Source organism: Atribacteraceae bacterium, from assembly GCA_035477455.1.
GTDB lineage: Bacteria > Atribacterota > Atribacteria > Atribacterales > Atribacteraceae > DATIKP01.
The window spans coordinates 1-19,471 of the sequence record DATIKP010000032.1; the positions used below are offsets into that span (position 1 = coordinate 1).

Below are 19,471 nucleotides of genomic sequence, written 5' to 3' on the forward strand. Positions count from 1 at the left end.
TATTCGTTGAGGGAGTTCGCCGGAAAAAAGACGCCGCCTGATGGGTCATACCCAACATTTGACATTAGCTCGCAATAATAATAACCACGATGGAGATGTTTACAGGCTAATCCACCAAATACAACCCATTTTGTTGACAACAAAACCCATTTTTTTGTCTTGACAATGGGGAGGGGTATTGCTAATAATAGGAACATGAAAAGCTTTACTTGTGGTTTTGGATTTGTTCTACGAGCTATCACCAAAGCACTTCCGGTTGTTTTGCTTATCGTGATGTTCCTGTTGTTTGTTCCAGTATCCCTATTAGCCCAATCGCCCGTTTATTGGGTTCCCCTTAAGGATGTTCCCGATTTCGGTGCAGTGGAATGGGGCTTGGCCAGCTTTGCCCGCCGTGCCCTACAGGAAGCCGAGCAAGCGGGGGCGGAAATGGTGATTTTCGAAATCGACACCTTCGGGGGACGGGTGGATGCTATGCTCTTCATCAAGGATGCCATTCTCCGCTCACCTCTGAAAACGGTTGCCTTTATCAACTCCAAGGCCTGGTCTGCCGGAGTGTTCATTGCTTTGGCTGCGGAGATCATCATTATGTCTCCCGATGCCAGCATTGGAGCGGCGGAACCGCGGGGGGGGTTGGAGGAAGCGGAAGGGCCGGATCCCAAGATGGTTTCCGCTATACGTGCCCAGATCGAAGCCCTGGCCGAAACCCGGGGACGGGACCCGGAAATTTTCGCAGCCATGGTGGATCGAGGGGTGGAGATCCCTGGCCTGGTCAAGGCCGGTGAACTTCTCACCTTGACTGCAACCCAGGCTGTGGAACATGGGGCGGCGGACGGCGTTGCCCGCAACCGCCAGGAGGTCCTGGACTTTCTCCGAGTTTCCGCTCCAGTGGTTACGGTCGAGCCATCCTGGTCGGAAACTCTGGCCCGTATATTGACTCATCCAACGATTATTCCCATCCTCCTTATGATTGCCTTTGGGGGCATTTTCATGGAAATGATGGCCCCAGGATTTGGTTTTCCAGGTGCGGTGGGAGTTACCGCTCTGATCCTCTTTTTTGGAGGCCGATTTTTGGCTGGACTGGCCGGCTGGGAACCGTTGCTCCTTTTTCTGCTGGGCATCATCCTTCTGGCAATCGAACTTCTGGTCCTTCCCGGGTTTGGTGTGGCCGGTATATCCGGCATCGCCTCATTGACCGTTTCGCTGTACCTGGTTCTCAGAACCACCACGATTCTGCTTCCGGAAGTTGTCTTTGGACAGCTCTTTTTCTACATCGCCTTGCTTGCGGGAGTGTTTTTGGTGTTTTTAACTCTCTTGCCCGATAATCCAATCTGGAAAAGGATTGGTCTTTACAAAAAATTAAAGGATAGGGTGGTTCCCGAAGAAGAAAAATTGAATTACCGGACCCTGGTTGGAAAGCCCGGACGGGCAGTGACGGTGCTTCGTCCCTCCGGGATTATGGAAATCGATGGTAAACGGTACGATGTCGTCAGTCAGGGCGATTTCGTTTCCACCGGTGAAACCGTGGTGGTCGTTGAGGTACATGGAAATCGGATTGTTGTTCGTCCAGAGAGAGGAGAGTAAACACTATGTATGATCTCGGTTCTATCTTGATAACGGTGATCATCCTGATTGCCGTGATTGCCTTTTTTTACCTGGTTCCCATCGGGCTGTGGATTTCCGCCCTGGCCGCCGGAGTGAAGGTACGGATCTTTACCCTGATCGGTATGCGCCTTCGCCGGGTTCCCCCGGCTAGCATCATCATACCCTTCATAAAGATCAGGAAGGCGGATATTGACCTGGACATCGGTCCTTTGGAAGCTCATTACCTGGCTGGAGGAAATGTCGACCGGGTAGTCATTTCGTTGATTGCCGCCGAACGAGCCGGCATTCCCCTTTCCTTTCAGCGAGCGTGCGCTATCGACTTGGCTGGACGCAATGTTCTGGAAGCGGTCCAGATGAGCGTACTTCCCGAAATCATCGAGACGCCCTCGGTGTCGGCGGTGGCCAAAGATGGGATCGAACTGAAGGTGAAAGCCCGGGTGACCGTGCGAACCAATATCGATCGGTTAATTGGTGGCGCGGGCGCGGCAACCGTCATTGCCCGGGTTGGGGAAGGGATCGTTACGACTATCGGTTCTTCCCTCTCTCATAAGAGTGTTCTGGAAAACCCTGATATTATTTCAAAAACGGTGTTGGCTAAAGGCCTCGATTCCGGAACCGCCTTTGAAATCCTTTCGATCGACATAGCGGATATCGATGTCGGACAGAATATCGGTGCCCGGCTCCAGACCGACCAAGCCGAGGCGGACAAGAGGGTTGCGCAGGCCAAGGCTGAAGAACGAAGGGCCATGGCCATTGCCCAGGAACAGGAAATGAAGGCCTTCACCCAGGAAAAGCAGGCTCAGGTGGTAAATGCGGAAGCCGAGGTGCCCCTTGCTCTTGCTCAGGCCCTTCGGGAAGGAAAAATGGGATTCATGGATTACTTTTCCCTGCAAAACCTGAAAGCCGATACGACAATGCGGGAATCATTTGGAAAACAGGAGGAAAAAGGCCACCATGAATAAAGAACTACAAGAACTCATGAGGAAGAGGAAGATTCTCCCGATGCTACCGGAGGAGGATATTAAGCCTTCCTCAATCGCTCGGATGTTCAGGAGTCAGACCGTTCAGCAGTATCGCTTCCATGAGTTGATGTCGGCGCCGGCGGCTCGCAAACGGCATCCTTATTTTCGGCTTGATCCTTGGCAACCTGTGGATTTTCGCCGTTAAATAATAAGCTTGATTCTACTGCAATAAGTAATTTTGCTGCAAAATAACGAAGGAAGCCTGGGCCTGAGTTGCCTAAATCAGCCGCCGAAATCACCGCATTTTCGCAGTAAAAAGGCCAAGGACGGCCTTTTCAGCATCACTGCAACCAGACCTGGTCATTGATGCGTGTGAGAAAATGCCAGATGAGGTGCTGTTGATGGCAACGCGGCCTCGCTGAAATGAGTTTTTGCAGCAAAATCAAGGTTAGAAGATAGGATGGAGGGAGGTTGTTGCCATGAAAGGAAGAGCCTATCGGGAAGCTGGAATGTTCATGGTCCGGCACATGCCGTTGGAAGAGAGGACATCCCGATGGCCTTGGCTTCTGGACCAGCGAATCCGAGTTAAATATTTCACTCAGAAGGAAGGCGAAAAGCTGCTGCGGGATTCCCTGTCCCTTTATGAAAAGAAGGTATCCGGACGCTTAAGCGCTACTTGAAAGTAATATTCTTCCCCTTACGGGGGAGGATTTCCCTCCCCCGTAAGGGTTTTTTCTGTTATCCCCTCCACCTGGTGCATGATCTCCAGAATCGGTATTCCAGATTCCCGGGCGATGCTTTTGCAGTCATCATACTCGGGGGTCACGTGTCTTCTTCCCTCACGTTCTGATACTTTGACCCGGACCGGCCCCCAGGGTGTTTCCACCGTAGATACCCGGCGGGGTAGAGAGATTTTTTGAACGCGGTAAGACCGTAATCCAAGAGTGCTTGTTTCCCGGAAAATGAGGGCTTGCAGGGCATCAGCGCATATCGGGGTTGCCAGAACCGAAAGCCGAAATCCGGTCCGGAATTTCTTCATGGAAACTGAGGTCAAAAATACATCGAGGGCGCCCGCCTCGAAAAGCAATTCGCTGAGATAATCGATAATCTGAGGGTTCATGTCGTCGAGGTTGGTCTCAATCATGATATTCTCACAAGTATCGATTGCCTGGTAATAATGACCGAGGACAGCACGCAGAACATTGGGCTGGGGAAAATTTTTCTGTCCGGCTCCGTATCCGATCTGTTCGATACGCAGAGGAGGTAAAAAATCGAAGCGACAAGGTATGGTGGTCAGAAGGGCGGCCCCGGTTGGGGTGGTGAGCTCGCCTTCCACTGCACCGGGATATACGGGTATTCCTTTTAGTAATTCAAGAGTCGCCGGAGCGGGAACCGGGAGCAGCCCATGCGCCGTCTCGATCCATCCCCGGCCGGTAGGGATGGGTGACGCGAAGACTTCGGTCACACCAAGCATAGCTAGCCCCAGGAATCCACCGCACAGATCGATCAGGGTATCTAAGCCGCTTAACTCATGGAGGTGGACCTCTGTCGGGTTAATCCCGTGTATTTTTCCTTCCGCTCGGGCGATCGCCCACAAAGCGTTCACAGCTTGATTCCGAATAGGCAGGGGTATGGCGCTTTTATTGACGATATCGATCAAGTCCACTGCCCGACGGTGGGGCGGATAGTGGCTAGGTTGGGAAGGAACGCTATGGGCGTCCCGTTCAGAAACCTCGACCAGCGTGGACTGAATAAAACCTTTTTTGACTTTTTTCACCGAAATATCGAAGGGAATACCCAGTTCGGCCATGCGTTCACAGAACGGCTCTTTTTGAAGACCCAGATCGAACAGGGCTCCCAGGAACATATCCCCGCTGATTCCGGAAAAGCAGTCGAGATATAGGATCATCGCCGGCTCACTGTTACCCTTCGGATTGTAAATTGATCATAAAACTGATTCTACTGCAATAAGTAATTCTTGGCCAAGTGCTTTCTGATGTCCTCATAGACGGACTTCCCGGTTCAAATCGCGAGGAAGACCACGAGTTCTGAAGCCTGGCGAAAGGCGATTTCTCGTATTAGGAATATCGTTTTTTCGAGACAGAAAATGACTTCGGGAAATCTTTTTCGTAAGCGGCGGCAAGTGATTAATGCAACCGAAAGCAATATTTTCGTTGGGAAGGCTATCCAAGTTATACCCGGTTTCTTTGAGAGCAAAAATTATATTGTGGAAAGGCGTGAGGATTCGGGCCAGTTCAGGCAACGGATAACTCTTTCTGGTAAGTTGGTTGATGCCCGAGGAAATCCTCGGGACCGCCGGTCGATATCGGTTTGTTTCAATAACAGGCGATCTCCGGACAAGGCGAGGTGGGCGAACGATTATCCCGCTTGTTTCCTCTCCCGGTGGGAGAAACGTTGATCTGTGCAATTTGTCTTTCGAGGCGACTCAGATCGAAGGCGTCTTCCCACTTGTCAACAATCCGCAGGTTTTGGTCAAGCAGGAACAACGTTGGATACGTCCATACCCCCCATTCCGGGCGTAAATCTGTTTTGCCCATAAAAATTTCCAGATCAAGGCTGAATGAATCGTTCAATCGCTGCACTTCTCGCCAATTGCAACCGGCGCAAACCGGAATAATATCCACGTGGTTCATATCACGCATCATCTTCAACTTAGCCAGATACGGAAGGCAAGAGAGGCACTGTGGTGATAGAAAAAATACGATAACGGGTCTATCTGTCGTTATCAATTCGAAAGTATTACCGTCCAAGCTGAATAGATGGACATTGGGTGCTCGACGAAATGACCCGAAGGCCACAGTTGGAAGGGACAGCAGCAATATACAGGTAATTATCAGAACAAAACCCTTTCTGTGCGCCGATACACTATTTCTCATAATCCTCATTGTACACGTTCCTTTCGTCAAAGAAAAGGAAAGAATGAATCTTGGTTCTCAATACACCGGAAACGGTGTGAAGCTGGGAAAACGGTCATCGGCCCTGCATGAGGTCACGCGCCGGACGATGTGGTTATCCGGCGAAACAAGGAAAATATCCCAACCGACCTCCTTCCTCCCCGCATAGGTGACCCACTGTCCATCCGGCGAGAATGAGGGATACTCCTTGGGGAAAGAGTCGAAGGTCAAGCGCTGTATGTTATCGTGAAACAGGTCGAAAACGAATAAATCATAATTTCCTGAGGCTTCGCCGACAAAAATAAGCTGCTTACCGTTCGGGGAAAAACGGGGATGGGAAACGTTTCCGTCGAAAGGAACCATCCGGCTTCCCATCTCCAGGGTATCGTAAACCTGGAGATTCCACTGTCCATTGCGGAATACGCAATAAGCGATGAGTCTCCCATCGGAGGAGGCGGCCGGTTCGCGCAGCGGGTAGGTGGAACTATAAAGTAGTCGCTGAACCGAGCCGTCGTCATTCATCTGGTAAAGATCGTTCCTGCCATTTCGGTTGGACCAAAAAATGATTTCCCGCTGGTCGGTCAAAGAAGAAGGGTAACGGTTACTCTTGTATCCGCCGGCCAATTCCCGCAAGTCCGTTGTTTCAAGGTTGAAACGGTATATTTCATAGATATAATGCAGGTCGGTCGTAAAAACTACCGAGCGGGTATCCGGACTCATCCACAGGTCGCTGATGTTCCCATCTTCCAGACTGAAGAGGACGGCTTGTTCTTTCCCGTCAAGTGTGGACAGAATAATGCGGCTTATATCCTGTTCCCGGCGTGAAAAAAGCAGCTTTGTTTCCCGGTGCAGTCCGAAGAAACGACTCAGATGTGCGATAATCTCATCGATCATCGACGCGTGTTCGTTTCTCTTCCTGACCATTCCCAATATTTTTTGGGATCGGAATGAATCATGCCCCTCGAAAAACAGAAGATCATCCCGTTCGTAGCCATAGAATAAAAAATCATAATCAGGATCGGGATAATTCAGCAAATCGGTTAGGCCTAATTGCTGCCGAAACGGCAGATCTCCGAAGTCGACAAGGTCAAAAGTCGGTACGGTAATGAGAAAATTTTTCAGGGGTGAAAAAACATTATCTGCTGTTTTATCGATAAATAAAGTTCTTTCCCGAGCCAAGACACCTATGGCCGCAGTAAGAACGATGAAAAAAATCAGAGTAATAACGGTCCAAGCGGCAACTTTACCGGCTGGGAATATCCTCATACAAGTCCCCCCCCGAACGATTGAAGTGAATGTTCTTTGCGATAACATGTAAATGATTGCTAAGGCATAAATAAGATTGCCAACTCGAAGGACTACCGAGAAGCGGTATAAGTCTAATCCTCTTTCCTCATCGCTCTATATTTCCAGGAAAAGCTCCGATATAATAAGAAAAAGTGGGGTGCTTTGTCGAAGGTGAAAAAGATAGTCGTGGTAACTATTTCCCGTGAAACAGAGAGCCTGGGAGATGAAATAGCCGATTACATCGCCCAAAAAATGGACTTTCAACTCATAGGCCGGGAGCGCGTAGACGAGTTGGTCCGGGAAAGAGGAAAAGGCTTCCCCGAAACGATCGACGATCAAAACAGTATAACCGAATGGCTTAGGGAAGTACGTGAGCTGATCATTGAATTATCCGCTACTCGTCCGGTACTCTTCCTGGGAAGGGGGGGACAAAAGATTTTTGACAACATGCCGGACACCTTTCATGCCCTGGTCGTGTCCTCTCCGGAGATCCGGATCCGCCGGATTATGGAAAAGTATAACCAGGATTCAGTCACCGCGTCGCGGATCCTGGCGGAACAAGATCAGCAGCGGGAACGCTTTCACTCCCGGTTTCTTGGGGTGGACTGGCGCAATCCCTGCCTTTATCATATCGTCTTAAACACGGCTTGGTATGACCTCCCGGAAGCCGGAGAATTATTTCTGAAAGCTATTCAGGGCTCCAGAGAAGCGCCGGACACCGGAATGGGGCAGGAGCTTCGTCCCCGGAGTCAGGACCTGGTCAGGAAAAAGATCCTGTTTTCACATCCCTCCGAAGGCGAATTTGCCCGGATACTGAACTTTTACGGTATTAGGTGGCTTTATGAGCCCCGGACCTTTCCTTTAGAATGGGACGGAGAGGGAAATGTCGTCGAAGCCTTCTCGCCTGATTTCTATCTTCCCGATTTTGATCTCTTCATTGAATTGACGACGCAAAGGCAAAAGCTAGTCTGGAAAAAAAACCGAAAAGTCAGGAGACTGAAAGAATTGTACCCCGAGGTCAAGGTGAAAGTGATTTATTCCAGAGACTACAGCCATTTACTGAGTAAATTCGGTGTCGAGGAACATTGATGTGGATACCCGCCTGGGACAGCGTGTCTTCACCCGTGGGGAAATTGAAACACGAGTCCGGGAAATTGCCATCGCGATCGCTGAGGATTACCGAGACCGCCGGCCGATCCTGATCGGGATTTTACGCGGCGCAGTGTATTTTACTGTCGACATTACCCGGCAGCTCGCGATTCCATTCGATCTCGATTTCATGTCTTTATCTAATTTTAAGATGGGACTTCAGAAAGCGGAAATCGAAAAAGATCTCAATGAGCCGGTATACAATCGGCACGTTATAATCGTCGAAGATATCGTGGATACAGGGTTGACATTGAATTTTTTGATTAAGGTGATTGAAAGCCGCCGTCCAGCCAGTATCAAGACCTGCGCCTTTCTCGATTGCCGGGAGAGGAGAATCGCTGATGTTCCGATAGATTATGCCTGTTTCCAAATTCCGGATGTTTTCGTGGTGGGATACGGATTGGATTTTCGCGGAAACTTCCGGAATCTGTACGATGTATTTACTCTCCATGATCCCAGTGGGCGGAACACACAAATTCTTAAACAAACAGGAAAAAGGAATCAGCCATGAGATATGCCAGAGAAGCGATTCAGAAAATGAGTGCCTATGTTCCCGGGGAACAACCCGATACTCGGGAATACCTCAAGCTGAACACCAACGAAAATCCCTTTCCTCCTTCCTTGCGGGTTTGCGAGGCTCTCCGGGGAAGCCTCCTTTCAGAGGCCATCGTCCGTTATCCACCGCCTCTGTGCGATGCCCTCAGGAATACGGTGTCTCAGGTTTATAGTGTGCCTCCGGAATGGATTGCCGTAGGAAACGGCTCCGATGAACTACTCAATTTGGTTTTCCGAGTTATTCTCAACCCGGGTGACAAGGTGGCTTATCCGGTTCCGACCTATTCACTCTACCGGACACTGGCTCAGATTCAGGAGGCTGAGCCGGTTGAAATTCCTTTTCCGGAAGACTTTACATTGCCGGAACGCTTTCTGAACACTTCCTCATATCTCAAGGTCGTGTGTAATCCGAACTCCCCAACCGGAACAGTCGTTTCTCAGGACATCCTGGTCCGACTTTTGGAATCCGCCGATTGTCCGGTATTGATTGACGAGGCGTATGCCGATTTCGCTCCGTACAACGCCTTGCCTCTTCTCTTCCGTTATCCACATCTACTGGTGGCCAGAACATTGTCCAAATCTTTCTCCTTTGCGGGTCTACGGGTTGGTCTCCTATTCGCGCAACCGGAGTTGCTTTCGGGTATACTGAAAATTAAGGATTCTTACAACGTTAACAATCTGTCGCAAATCGCCGCAATCGCTGCCCTCGGGGATCTGGATGCGATGCAGTGCAATGTTCAGGCGATCCGGGCGACCCGTGACCGTTTCAGCAGGGCTATGGAAGAACGGGGGTTTTATGTGTACCCCTCCCAGGCCAACTTCGTTTTGGTGAGAAAAGAAGGGAGGAGCCTGGCCTCACTCTATGAGTCACTGAAAAAGGAAAAAATCATGGTACGCTATTTTCCAAGTCTACCGGATTGCTTACGGATCAGTATCGGGCTCGATCGGGACATGGACCGGCTGATTGATACAATCGATACCCTCCTTGATCAGGATGGACGAAAAAACGTACAGGCTTTTCATCTGGGATCTGGATAATATCCTGGTTGCCAGTTCTGATCTGCTTTGGGGTGCTTTTGGATTCATTGTCAAAAAGCATAGCAGCCAGGCCATGACCCCCGACAAAAACCGTCGGCCTCTTCGAACCCCGGAAGGAACGGCAATTGAGTGGATCGGCGGATTGCATAACCGGGATGACGCTGCCGGCATTCCAAATGGTTGATGAATTCAAGCGGTGGGGGTAGACTCAGTATTGCCTTTTTTTGATCAAAGAATCATTAATAATGTATCGGGGGTCCAAGTCTTAAAGCATCTCTTTTTAAGAGGAGGTCAATCATGGGAGAATGGCACTGTTCTGAGTGTGGTTTTTCCAAGGAAAGCCGATGCAAGCCCAAAAAATGCCCGTCTTGCGGAGAGAGGGATACCTTCGAAAAAGAGGGACCGGCAGGGGACTGATAAGTTTTTCCGTTTTCCCGTTGAGGATAGTTCGCAAACAGAACGGGTAACCGGATGTTTTCCCCGGAAAAAATAATTCGGGCGACCGTCAAAGCTTGTTGCCGTCTCGGATCGATACCCAAGCTTCGGGTGAAGCGCCGTCTGGACAGGTATCCGAGTTCTCTAAGAAAGGTCACTGGAAGCCACCCCGTTAAATTGAAAGTTAATCACTGGTCCATCCTTTCAGCGGAGGGAGGTGGGGTGCGATATCTGCTGATGGTCAGGACACTTCGTCCCGCCATTGAAAAATTATCCCTCCGAAGCATAAGCAGGCAGCGATGTACAGAGCTATAATAGTTAGTGATCCGGTAAATCCGGTCCAGTTGATTTGCTCAATCATGAAGTTTTGCCAGTATAAGAAGTGGTGGGTGATCAGATACGGGGAAAAGGGTTTGAAGAATTCGAGGTTTTCCAGAACGGTGAACGTGGCGGTCAGAACTAGAGTGAAAATCGGACTGGCCAGGGAATGGTTGAGGAATGAGGAAAAAAAGAGCGCGATCGAACCATAGGCGATAATATAGATGGATACTGCCGTACCAGCCAGGAGGAGCCGGACCAGGGCCTCCCCACTTTCTAGACTATAGAAGCCACTGGAGAGATTCCCTAGATCGGCCGGCATGATGACATCACCGGCACCGAACAAGAGGATCCCAAGGATCGCCGTAACCAGGAGCGTGGAAAACACGATGAAGACGGCATAGAGAACGACCAAGGCGATTTTTCCCAAGAAGACGTCCCGGCGGGATACCGGCCGGGCCAGCGTCATTCGCAGGGTACCTTTGATCCGTTCTCCAGCAATGGTTTCTCCAGCGATAAGGATGGTCACTATCGGACCGATCAGAGCCAGTGGAAAAAGAGTCAGGCCAGGGACATAGAGACCGCTTAAACGGAAACCGAGGTACCTTAGAGGAAGGAGTTGGGGATTGTGCCATACATTAATCCCAATAAGCACACCCAACCCCCAAAGTATGAGAATCCCCAGATAGGTCCGGGCGTTGGCTTTCACTTTTTTGATCTCAATTATCAGGACGCTCATGTCCCTCTCCTGCGATGGTTTCCAGAAAGACTTCTTCCAGACTCATCCGGTAAGGTGAAATTTCAAAAATACTGATGTCACGGTTGCTCAAGGCTTCGATCAAGGGAGGAACCAGATCCTCAGAAGTCTGTATCAGGAAGAAACCGTTCGACTGGCGGAAGATAAGACGGTGTTCACAGAGGAAGGCAGCCACTTTTTCCTCCGGGAGGGCCTTCATCCGGAACAGCGAGACAGAAAGGAGTTCGTCCACTGCGCTGTGCTTCAAAATTCTGCCTTCATGGATGATGGCCACCTGGTTACAGGTGATCTGAACCTCCGAAAGCACATGCGAAGAAAGGAAAACTGTCATATTCATTTCCCGGTTCAGGTGTATGACCAAATCCCGGATATTCTTCACGCCGATTGGATCCAAGCCGGCGGTTGGTTCGTCGAGGACGATCAGTTGTGGTTGGGGAAGCAGGGCTTGGGCAATGCCGAGCCGCTTTTTCTGGCCGTTGGAATAGGTCCGAACCGGCTTGGCGAGCATGTGCGAGACGCCGACCAGTTCGGCGGTTTCTTCGAGCGCCTGGAGGGTTGGCCGGTACCCAGCCAGTGATGAAAAAATCCTCAGGTTATCCCGCCCACTCAAATTGTCATAAAATGCCGGGTTATCGACCAAGCCACTCATGATTTTTTTGGCTTGGTTGAGTGACCGGGGACAGATATGCTGAAAGACCTGAAAATAGCCACGGGATGGGCGTATTAAACCGAAAAGAATGCGAATCGTGGTTGTTTTTCCGGATCCGTTATTCCCCAAAAACCCGAAAATATCTCCCGGTTGGACTGCCAGGTTCAAGTCCTTCAGGACTGTATTTTCCCCGAATGATTTGGTAATATTGACTAACTTGAGAGCCGGCTTCTCGATGATTCCAACCTCCCTCTCACGTGACCAAACGTCAGGCATACGCGTATTATACGCAAAAAGGAGCACAAGGGAAGAGATGTTTTTCCGCGATCGTCACTTCCGGAATATCGTGTTGGATATGGACGGAACGATCTACCGCAGTCAAAAACCGATCACCGGAAGCCCGGAATGTATCGATTTTTTTCGTCGGGCAGGGTGCCGGATTGTATTTATGTCCAACAATTCGGCATTGACCAGAAAACAGTATGTCGCAAAACTTTCCAGGATGGGCATTGAGGCGAAAGAGGAAGAAATTATTCATTCTTCTCTGATCACTGCTTATTATCTGAAGAAAGAAAAACCCGGTGCCCGAATTTACGTTATCGGGGAAGATGGGTTAACCGAAGAACTCATTGCTGCGGGAATGGTGTTGACAGATAATCTGTTGACTGGAAAAGACGTTGATTGTGTGGTAGTGGGGTTAGACCGGGAATTCTCTTATAGAAAAATGAAGACAGCGATGAGGGCGATTCTCGAAGGTGCTGATTTCTTTGGAACCAATCCGGATCAGACCTATCCGGACGAAGCCGGTTTATCACCTAGTGCCGGAGCGATTCTCGCGGCCATCGCAGCCTGTTCGGGAGTGAAGCCCCGTATTTTTGGAAAACCGGCTCCCGAAGCTATGGAACTGCTGTTGGAAATCTCCGGTTTTTGCCGTGGAGCGACCATGCTCATTGGTGACCGGATGGATACCGATATCACTTTAGCCTGGAATGCCGGTATATTTTCCGTCCTGGTTCTCAGCGGCGTGACCGGAGCCACCCCGGAAGAAACCGGTGGGGTATTGCCCGATCTTGTAGTCCAGGATCTGGCCGAGTTACACCGCCGACTGGAACAGGATATTTCCCCGGTCGAATAAGCGGGCCTTGCATCGAGAAAGGAGCGGTGGAATGGTTCACAAGGTGATGTTGTACGATACCACCCTGCGCGATGGTTCCCAAATGGAAGGGGTCAATTTTTCCGTCCAGGACAAGATTCAGATCGCCCAGAAAATGGACGATTTTGGTATTCATTATATTGAAGGAGGTTGGCCGGGTTCCAATCCCAAGGACGAGGCTTTTTTCGAAGCGGCAGGAAAACTATCGTGGTCAACGGCAAAAATCGCCGCCTTTGGCAGTACCAGGCGAGCGGATAAACGAGTAGAGGATGATCTCAACATCGTTCTGTTGATCCGGGCAGAAACACCGGTGATCACCTTATTCGGAAAAAGTTGGGACCTGCATGTCCGGGAAGCCCTGAGAACATCACTTGAAGAGAATTTACGTATGATCTATGATTCGGTTGCCTATCTTAAAAAACAGGGAAAAGAAGTCGTTTATGATGCAGAACACTTTTTTGACGGTTACCGGGCTCACCCCGAATACGCCATGAAGACCCTCGAAGCAGCCTGGAACGGCGGTGCTGACATCCTGGTTCTTTGTGACACAAATGGCGGTACCTTGCCACATCAACTTTCGGAAATCTTCACTTTTGTCCGGGAAACCTTTGCTGGTCGGTTACCGCTGGGGATTCATACCCATAACGATTCGGGCGTGGCAGTTGCTAATACCCTTGAGGCGGTGAGGCTGGGAGCAGCCCAGATACAGGGAACGTTCAACGGCTACGGGGAACGGTGTGGAAATGCCGACCTGTGTACCATTATTCCCAGTCTCCAGATAAAAATGGACAGACCGGTGATCAGAGAAGAGAACCTTCGCCGGTTGATCGAGCTCTCTCACTTTATCAGTGAGCTGGCGAACATGCGTCCGGATGACTACCATCCCTACGTGGGCAAAAGCGCTTTTGCCCATAAAGGCGGAATTCACGTCAGTGCGATTCTGCGTCATCCGGGGACCTATGAACACATTATCCCGGAAAAAGTCGGCAACGAAAGGAGGGTTCTGGTATCCGAGCAGTCCGGACGCAGCAATGTGGTCTATCGTGCTCAGGAAGTGGGAATAGCGTTGGATTCCAAAGACCCCCGAATACCATCATTGATCAAGAAGATCAAGGAAGCGGAAAATATCGGATACCAATTCGAGGGGGCCGATGCCTCCTTCGAGCTTCTCTTGCGGAACGCTTTGGGCGAAAAAAGGAGTTTCTTTACCCTTGAGGGATTCCGGGTCATAGTGGAAAAACACGGTGGTGAGGAGGGCATCACCGAGGCAACCATAAAAATTCGAATTGGGGATACGGTGACTCATACGGCCGCGGAAGGAGATGGTCCGGTTAACGCACTGGATAATGCCCTTCGAAAGGCTTTGCTTGGGGCCTATCCGGAAATCGACGCTATCCGACTGGTCGATTATAAAGTTCGGGTACTCAACGAAAGGGAAGGCACTGCTGCCCGTATCCGGGTTCTCATCCAATCAACCGATGGGAAAAAAATATGGGGAACGGTAGGTGTATCGACAAATATTATCGAGGCCAGCTGGGAGGCGCTTGAAGACAGTATCCAGTATGGGTTATGGGACAAAAAAAATCTCTGAGTTTGCGGGCCCCTTTCAGGGTGAATTTCTCTGAAACGAAGTTATGCGATTACTTAGCCCCTGAGGTAGATGGTCTTTTCTTGCCACCATTCACGGCGGAGACGTTCAATGCCGAAAGGCTCGACATTTTTTACCGGAACACCCTCGCCCGATACGGAAATGTGATCTTTACCGGTGGAGGAGAGTTGATTCGTGCCCTGGCAACATTGTTCCGATTATCCGGTGATACGCGATGCAGTCAGCGGATTTATTTGTGCGAAATGGGTGAAACAGAGATTATGTGCCGGTTATACGATCGGTTGCCCGCCGACAACACTGTTTTAGTTATTTTATCCAGGAAATTCGATGAGATGGAGCTCTTGGCCCTGAGCTTGGCGTATTCGGCATGGCCACAGGTTTTTTTGGCCCCGACTCACGGACCACTGGCCGAAGGGGCGCGTTTGCTGCGCATACCCTTTTTCCCCGTAGATTTGGCCTTTAACCGTTTTTGGTACAATAGCGAACTTTTTCATCTTCCTTTAACTACCCTGGGGCATGAGCCAGAGGCGATTTCTGAGGGTTTTATCCAAGGATACCGGGAGTGTATAGACGGGAGCCGGACAGTAGCCGGAATCCTACGGACAATGGAAAAGCAGGGGTGCTGGCGGGTTTTTTTCTTATCACGCAATCCGTTTTTTCGCCTCATCGTCGAAATATTGACCCCTCTTTTGGAGGAATCCTCGACAGGAGAAAAATGCCGTTTATACTACCGGGTCCTATCCCCGGATACACTTAAGGAGCACTACTTGGATGAATTATGCCGAAACCCGGCAGAAACACTGTGCCTTTGGCTGGATGAAGGGCAAAGGCCCGCTGGCCCCCAGATAAGTTTTCCGGAAATACTCCGGGAGAACAGCTATCTTGACAGCCGGTTTTTCGCATTACAGGGGAAACCCTTTTCCGGCTTGGCCTGTGCCGAGTCTGAATCTCTCCGGGCATTCCTTGTGGAAAAACGGATGACCGTTGTCGCCTTGTCTGGTTTTAGGGAAGACGATGAATCCCTGGGAGGATTACTGGCTTTTTTTCAGCTCCTGGCCTGTTTCAACGCCTGGCTCAGGGGAGTTGATCTGTTCAACGACCCTTCCCGGGTAGAAGCCGACGGAAAAGCCTGGGATCATTTTTTTTGGAACATCGGGGTACCCGGGTAAAGATACCGTGATAGGCCGGGGTTATGAAAAAATTTTTCTATGGCAACCGATAGGAAGGATGCAACGATATGATACGCATCGCAGGTGACCTTCACGTTCATACCGTGGCCAGTGGTCATGCGTACAGCACCGTTTTGGAAATAGTCCACACCGCCCGGCGCAAGGGACTGAGCGTTGTGGGCGTCGCCGACCACGGCCCGAGTATGCCCGGGGGACCTTCCCTGGTCTATTTCGAGGCTTGTGGTCACTTTCCGCGACAGGTGGCAGGCGTGACGCTTTATTTCGGAGCGGAAGTAGATATTCTCGATGAAAAAGGGACCCTCGATCTTCCGGATTGGGTCCTGAAAAAGATGGACTATACAATTGTTTCCTTTCATCCTCATGTGCGTCCGCCTGGAGACCGGGAAACGAATACGCAGTCACTTTTGAAGGTATTGATGAATCCGCTGGTTAATATTATCGCTCATGCCGGAAATCCAAAGTATCCTTTTGACTATGAGCGGGTAATCGACCGGGCGGTAGAGGCCGGAAAGGTTTTTGAGATCAATAACAGCTCTTTTTCGGTAAGCCGTAAAGGTAGTTGGGAAAATTGCCGACTGATCGCCCAAGAAGTCATGAAACGGGGCGGTTCGGTTCTGGTTTCCAGTGACGCGCATTTTTGTGAAGAAATTGGAGAATATCACGACGCCTTGGCTCTACTTGAAGACATCGGCTTTCCGGAAGAACGGATCCTGAATATGCGTGAAGAATCTCTCAAGGTCTTCGTAGAACAACATACCGGTCGGCGCCGACGGGCATAAGCCGGTTCGTTGATTCAAAAAGTATATTATTCATAAAGAGGTGATCTGATGAATGCAGGGGATACGACCAGCTGGCCCGCCAACAGTGCCGCGGAATGGAAGTGGAGTATAGGGCAATGAGCAAAAGGTTGTTGCCTTTACGAGTTAACAATCACCGATCATGCTTAAGTATTGAGGAGATCCTTCATGGCCGCGACAATTATTGATGGCAAAGCAATATCGGCACAAATCCGCGCAGAACTCCGACCTAAAGTCCATGCCCTGACTGAAGCAGGCTTCCGTCCCGGTTTGGCGGTTATTCTGGTCGGTGAGAATCCGGCAAGTGAGGTATATGTCCGGAACAAGGAACGGACCTGCGAGAAACTCGGAATTCTATCGGTCAAACACCATCTGTCCGCGAAAACATCGCTCTCCGAGCTGCGGACATTGATCGATGACCTGAACAACGACCACCGGATTCATGGAATACTCGTCCAGCTTCCTCTACCCGGGCATCTCGATGAACGCGATATTCTCTATTCCATCTCTCCCGAAAAAGACGTTGACGGATTCCATCCCTATAACCTGGGTCGCCTGATGATCGGCGATCCGGTTTACTTACCCTGCACTCCCTGGGGAATCCAGGAGATGCTCGTTCGGTCAGGTGTTGAAGTATCGGGGAAAAACGTCGTTATTTTCGGTCGAAGCAACATCGTGGGAAAACCCCTGGCGATGATGCTGGTTCAGAAATCGGCCGGTGCGAACGCAACAGTCACTCTTTGCCATACCCGAACGAAAGATCCCCTGATCTATACGAAAAATGCCGACATTCTTGTAGCCGCCGTTGGTTCACCCGGCATGGTCACAAAAGAGATGGTCAAAGATGGCGCAGTGGTTGTCGATGTGGGCATCAACTCGGTGGACAGGCGCTTGGTTGGAGATGTCGACTATGAGCAGGTTTCCCAGGTCGCCTCGTTGATCACTCCGGTACCGGGTGGTGTCGGTCCGATGACCATTGCCATGCTTATGGCCAATACGGTTCGTTCAGCGGAAAGAACCCGACAAAAAAATTTGGTCCACTGATCGTGATCCGGCAACGGCGCTTGGTGGCGTCGACTTTGATTTTTGCATATTCCCGGAAACCGGGGATTGACCAGAAGCAGTTTGCCTTGATTTTCAAAGGTGATAAAATAAAGGCGGTCAAGTGATGATCAAAAAAATAGCCGTTTTGTCCGACACCCATATTCCAGTCCAGGCTGACGATCTCTCTGATCGAGTATGGAGGATGATCGAAGGGGCGGACATGGTTCTCCATGCCGGAGACTTGGTGGCTGTTCGCTTGCTGGACCGTCTTGAAACCATTGCTCCGGTGAAAGCGGTACAAGGGAATAAGGATGATGAAGAGGTGAAGAGACGACTTCAATCACTGCTTGTTTTTGAACTGGCTGGAATAGCTTGGGGAATGACTCATGGTACAGGTTCTCCCGCAGGGATCATCGAGAGAGTCCAGGGAATGTTCTTGAAGGGACCTCCCCAGATCGTCGTTTTTGGTCATACCCATCAGCCTCTCATCGAACATCGTGGCCAAACTGTTTATTTCAATCCCGGAAGCCCGACTGATACTGCATATGCGCCATATCGGTCAATCGGGTTCATCGAAACCGATCATGGATCGATACGGCGGATGGACATTGTTTGTGTTTGATCGAAAAGAGCCGGTTGGAGTTTTATTATCGAGTCTACCGTTTTGCGATCCATTCTCAAGGGAAGACCAGATGGAAAGGGGAAGGGACTGATGTATAATCGGGAGACTTTGGCCATGATTTTAGCCGGTGGAGAAGGCAGAAGACTGGGTATACTGTCAGAGAAAAGGGCTAAGCCCGCCGTGCCCTTCGGGGGAAAGTATCGCATCATTGACTTTTGCTTGAGCAATTGCGTCAATTCCGGGATTTACTGCCTGGGGGTCTTAACCCAGTACAATCCCCATTCCCTGCATGATCATATCAAAACCGGCAAAGCTTGGGATCTCGACCGCGTGGCTGGTGGAGTTTTTCTGTTACAGCCCTATATCGGTGATGAATTGACCAACTGGTATCGGGGTACCGCCGATGCGATCTACCAGAACCTCCGGTTTATCAGAAACCATCAGCCTCGCTGGGTTTTGATCCTTTCCGGTGACCATATCTATACTATGGACTACCGGAAGATGATACGTTTTCATATCGGACGGGGTGCCGATTTGACCTTGGGAGGCATTGAGGTTCCCTGGAAAGAAATTCAGCGCTTCGGAATCATGACCGTTGACGAAGAGGGTCGGGTCAAGAGTTTTTTGGAAAAACCGACGCAGGCCGAAAGCAACTTGGCGAGCATGGGAATCTATATCTTTAACCGGGAGATTCTGGAAGAAGAAATGGAGCGCGAGGCCAGTTGCACAGAAACATCGTTTGATTTCGGAAAAGACCTGCTTCCCCGCCTGATTCAAACCAGAAAGGTTTATGCCTATACCTTCAAAGGATATTGGAAAGACGTCGGCACACTGGACGCTTATTGGGCCGCCAATATGGAATTACTGGAAAGTGAGATATCTCATGAATTTACCGACCGGACTTGGCCGATTTACACGCCGGTCGAGGATCGGCCTCCGGTGAAGTTCGGGCCGTCGGCCTCGGTTGCCTCGAGTATTATCGGTGACGGGGCTATCATTAACGGGAAGGTCCGGCATTCGATTATTTTCGGGGGAGTCTATATCAGCGAAGAGGCGGAAATTACCAATTCGATTATCATGAACGATGCCCGGATGGAAAGAAAAGCATGCATCGACCGGACCATTATCGACAAGTTAGTAGTGGTTGGTGAGTCTGCTCAAGTCGGTTGGGGTTTGGATATGACCCAGAACCTCAAAGATCCCGATGTCTTATACAGCGGTCTGAGTGTTATCGGTAAAAATACGCGAATACCGGCCGGTATCCGGATCGGCCGAAATTGCCGCATCGGAGCCGACCTTGTTCCGGAAAGTTTCCCTTCGCTTATCGTGGAGAGCGGACAGAGCGTGGAACTGGACCGTTAAATGCCTTACGGCAGAGTAATGCGAAAG

General features: G+C 50.3%; 18 protein-coding genes. 13 read left to right on the forward strand and 5 right to left on the reverse strand.

What is annotated here, in order from left to right; translation table 11 throughout:
• Positions 1–195: 195 nt before the first annotated feature.
• From VLH40_01560 to VLH40_01570, 3 genes are all read left to right on the forward strand, one after another.
• Positions 196–1,581, forward strand: coding sequence for an NfeD family protein (locus VLH40_01560; GenBank protein HSV30696.1), 1,386 nt, complete (start codon positions 196–198; stop codon positions 1,579–1,581).
• A 5-nt stretch (positions 1,582–1,586) separates the two neighbouring features.
• Positions 1,587–2,564 (forward strand): flotillin-like protein FloA, encoded by a 978-nt coding sequence (floA, locus tag VLH40_01565; GenBank protein ID HSV30697.1) that lies wholly within the window; start codon positions 1,587–1,589, stop codon positions 2,562–2,564.
• A 479-nt stretch (positions 2,565–3,043) separates the two neighbouring features.
• Complete coding sequence (locus VLH40_01570) at positions 3,044–3,244, forward strand: hypothetical protein (GenBank protein ID HSV30698.1); 201 nt, start codon at positions 3,044–3,046, stop codon at positions 3,242–3,244.
• Between the two features lie 17 nt (positions 3,245–3,261).
• On the opposite strand, the gene larC is transcribed toward VLH40_01570, so the two are convergent.
• The 3 genes from larC to VLH40_01585 form a co-directional block, all read right to left on the reverse strand.
• Positions 3,262–4,473, reverse strand: a complete 1,212-nt coding sequence (gene larC / locus VLH40_01575) for a nickel pincer cofactor biosynthesis protein LarC (GenBank protein ID HSV30699.1) — start codon at positions 4,471–4,473, stop codon at positions 3,262–3,264.
• A 427-nt stretch (positions 4,474–4,900) separates the two neighbouring features.
• On the reverse strand, positions 4,901–5,218 hold the full coding sequence (locus VLH40_01580; protein HSV30700.1) for a hypothetical protein: 318 nt from the start codon (positions 5,216–5,218) through the stop codon (positions 4,901–4,903).
• Between the two features lie 300 nt (positions 5,219–5,518).
• Positions 5,519–6,745, reverse strand: a complete 1,227-nt coding sequence (locus VLH40_01585) for a hypothetical protein (GenBank protein ID HSV30701.1) — start codon at positions 6,743–6,745, stop codon at positions 5,519–5,521.
• A gap of 192 nt (positions 6,746–6,937) precedes the next feature.
• Here VLH40_01585 and VLH40_01590 point away from each other — a divergent pair, with 192 nt between their 5' ends.
• Genes VLH40_01590 through hisC form a run of 3 tightly spaced genes read left to right on the forward strand, consistent with a single transcriptional unit; the run spans position 6,938 to position 9,508 of the window.
• Positions 6,938–7,855 carry a cytidylate kinase family protein gene (locus VLH40_01590; protein HSV30702.1) on the forward strand — a complete coding sequence of 306 codons (918 nt, stop codon included), beginning with the start codon at positions 6,938–6,940 and terminating at the stop codon, positions 7,853–7,855.
• Positions 7,839–8,426 (forward strand): hypoxanthine phosphoribosyltransferase, encoded by a 588-nt coding sequence (gene hpt / locus VLH40_01595; GenBank protein ID HSV30703.1) that lies wholly within the window; start codon positions 7,839–7,841, stop codon positions 8,424–8,426. Before VLH40_01590 ends, hpt begins: the two co-directional genes overlap by 17 nt.
• The gene (gene hisC, locus VLH40_01600; GenBank protein ID HSV30704.1) at positions 8,423–9,508 is read left to right on the forward strand and encodes a histidinol-phosphate transaminase; all 1,086 of its coding nucleotides are present in this window, start codon (positions 8,423–8,425) and stop codon (positions 9,506–9,508) included. The genes hpt and hisC overlap by 4 nt, the downstream gene beginning before the upstream one ends.
• A gap of 676 nt (positions 9,509–10,184) precedes the next feature.
• On the opposite strand, the gene VLH40_01605 is transcribed toward hisC, so the two are convergent.
• Both VLH40_01605 and VLH40_01610 read right to left on the reverse strand, forming a co-directional pair.
• Positions 10,185–11,000, reverse strand: coding sequence for an ABC transporter permease subunit (locus tag VLH40_01605; protein ID HSV30705.1), 816 nt, complete (start codon positions 10,998–11,000; stop codon positions 10,185–10,187).
• On the reverse strand, positions 10,981–11,943 hold the full coding sequence (locus VLH40_01610) for an ABC transporter ATP-binding protein (protein ID HSV30706.1): 963 nt from the start codon (positions 11,941–11,943) through the stop codon (positions 10,981–10,983). The genes VLH40_01605 and VLH40_01610 overlap by 20 nt, the downstream gene beginning before the upstream one ends.
• A gap of 37 nt (positions 11,944–11,980) precedes the next feature.
• Between VLH40_01610 and VLH40_01615 the strand changes: the two genes are divergently transcribed.
• The 7 genes from VLH40_01615 to VLH40_01645 all read left to right on the forward strand — a co-directional run bounded on the left by VLH40_01615 (position 11,981) and on the right by VLH40_01645 (position 19,444).
• Complete coding sequence (locus VLH40_01615) at positions 11,981–12,802, forward strand: HAD-IIA family hydrolase (GenBank protein ID HSV30707.1); 822 nt, start codon at positions 11,981–11,983, stop codon at positions 12,800–12,802.
• Between the two features lie 31 nt (positions 12,803–12,833).
• On the forward strand, positions 12,834–14,411 hold the full coding sequence (gene cimA / locus VLH40_01620; protein HSV30708.1) for a citramalate synthase: 1,578 nt from the start codon (positions 12,834–12,836) through the stop codon (positions 14,409–14,411).
• A gap of 80 nt (positions 14,412–14,491) precedes the next feature.
• Positions 14,492–15,598 carry a hypothetical protein gene (locus VLH40_01625; GenBank protein HSV30709.1) on the forward strand — a complete coding sequence of 369 codons (1,107 nt, stop codon included), beginning with the start codon at positions 14,492–14,494 and terminating at the stop codon, positions 15,596–15,598.
• A 68-nt stretch (positions 15,599–15,666) separates the two neighbouring features.
• Positions 15,667–16,398: a phosphatase gene (locus tag VLH40_01630; protein ID HSV30710.1), complete on the forward strand. Its 732-nt coding sequence runs from the start codon at positions 15,667–15,669 to the stop codon at positions 16,396–16,398.
• A gap of 186 nt (positions 16,399–16,584) precedes the next feature.
• Positions 16,585–17,460 carry a bifunctional methylenetetrahydrofolate dehydrogenase/methenyltetrahydrofolate cyclohydrolase FolD gene (gene folD / locus VLH40_01635; protein ID HSV30711.1) on the forward strand — a complete coding sequence of 292 codons (876 nt, stop codon included), beginning with the start codon at positions 16,585–16,587 and terminating at the stop codon, positions 17,458–17,460.
• Between the two features lie 124 nt (positions 17,461–17,584).
• On the forward strand, positions 17,585–18,082 hold the full coding sequence (locus VLH40_01640) for a YfcE family phosphodiesterase (GenBank protein HSV30712.1): 498 nt from the start codon (positions 17,585–17,587) through the stop codon (positions 18,080–18,082).
• Positions 18,083–18,172: 90 nt separating this feature from the next.
• Positions 18,173–19,444 carry a glucose-1-phosphate adenylyltransferase gene (locus tag VLH40_01645; GenBank protein ID HSV30713.1) on the forward strand — a complete coding sequence of 424 codons (1,272 nt, stop codon included), beginning with the start codon at positions 18,173–18,175 and terminating at the stop codon, positions 19,442–19,444.
• Positions 19,445–19,471 lie beyond the last annotated feature (27 nt).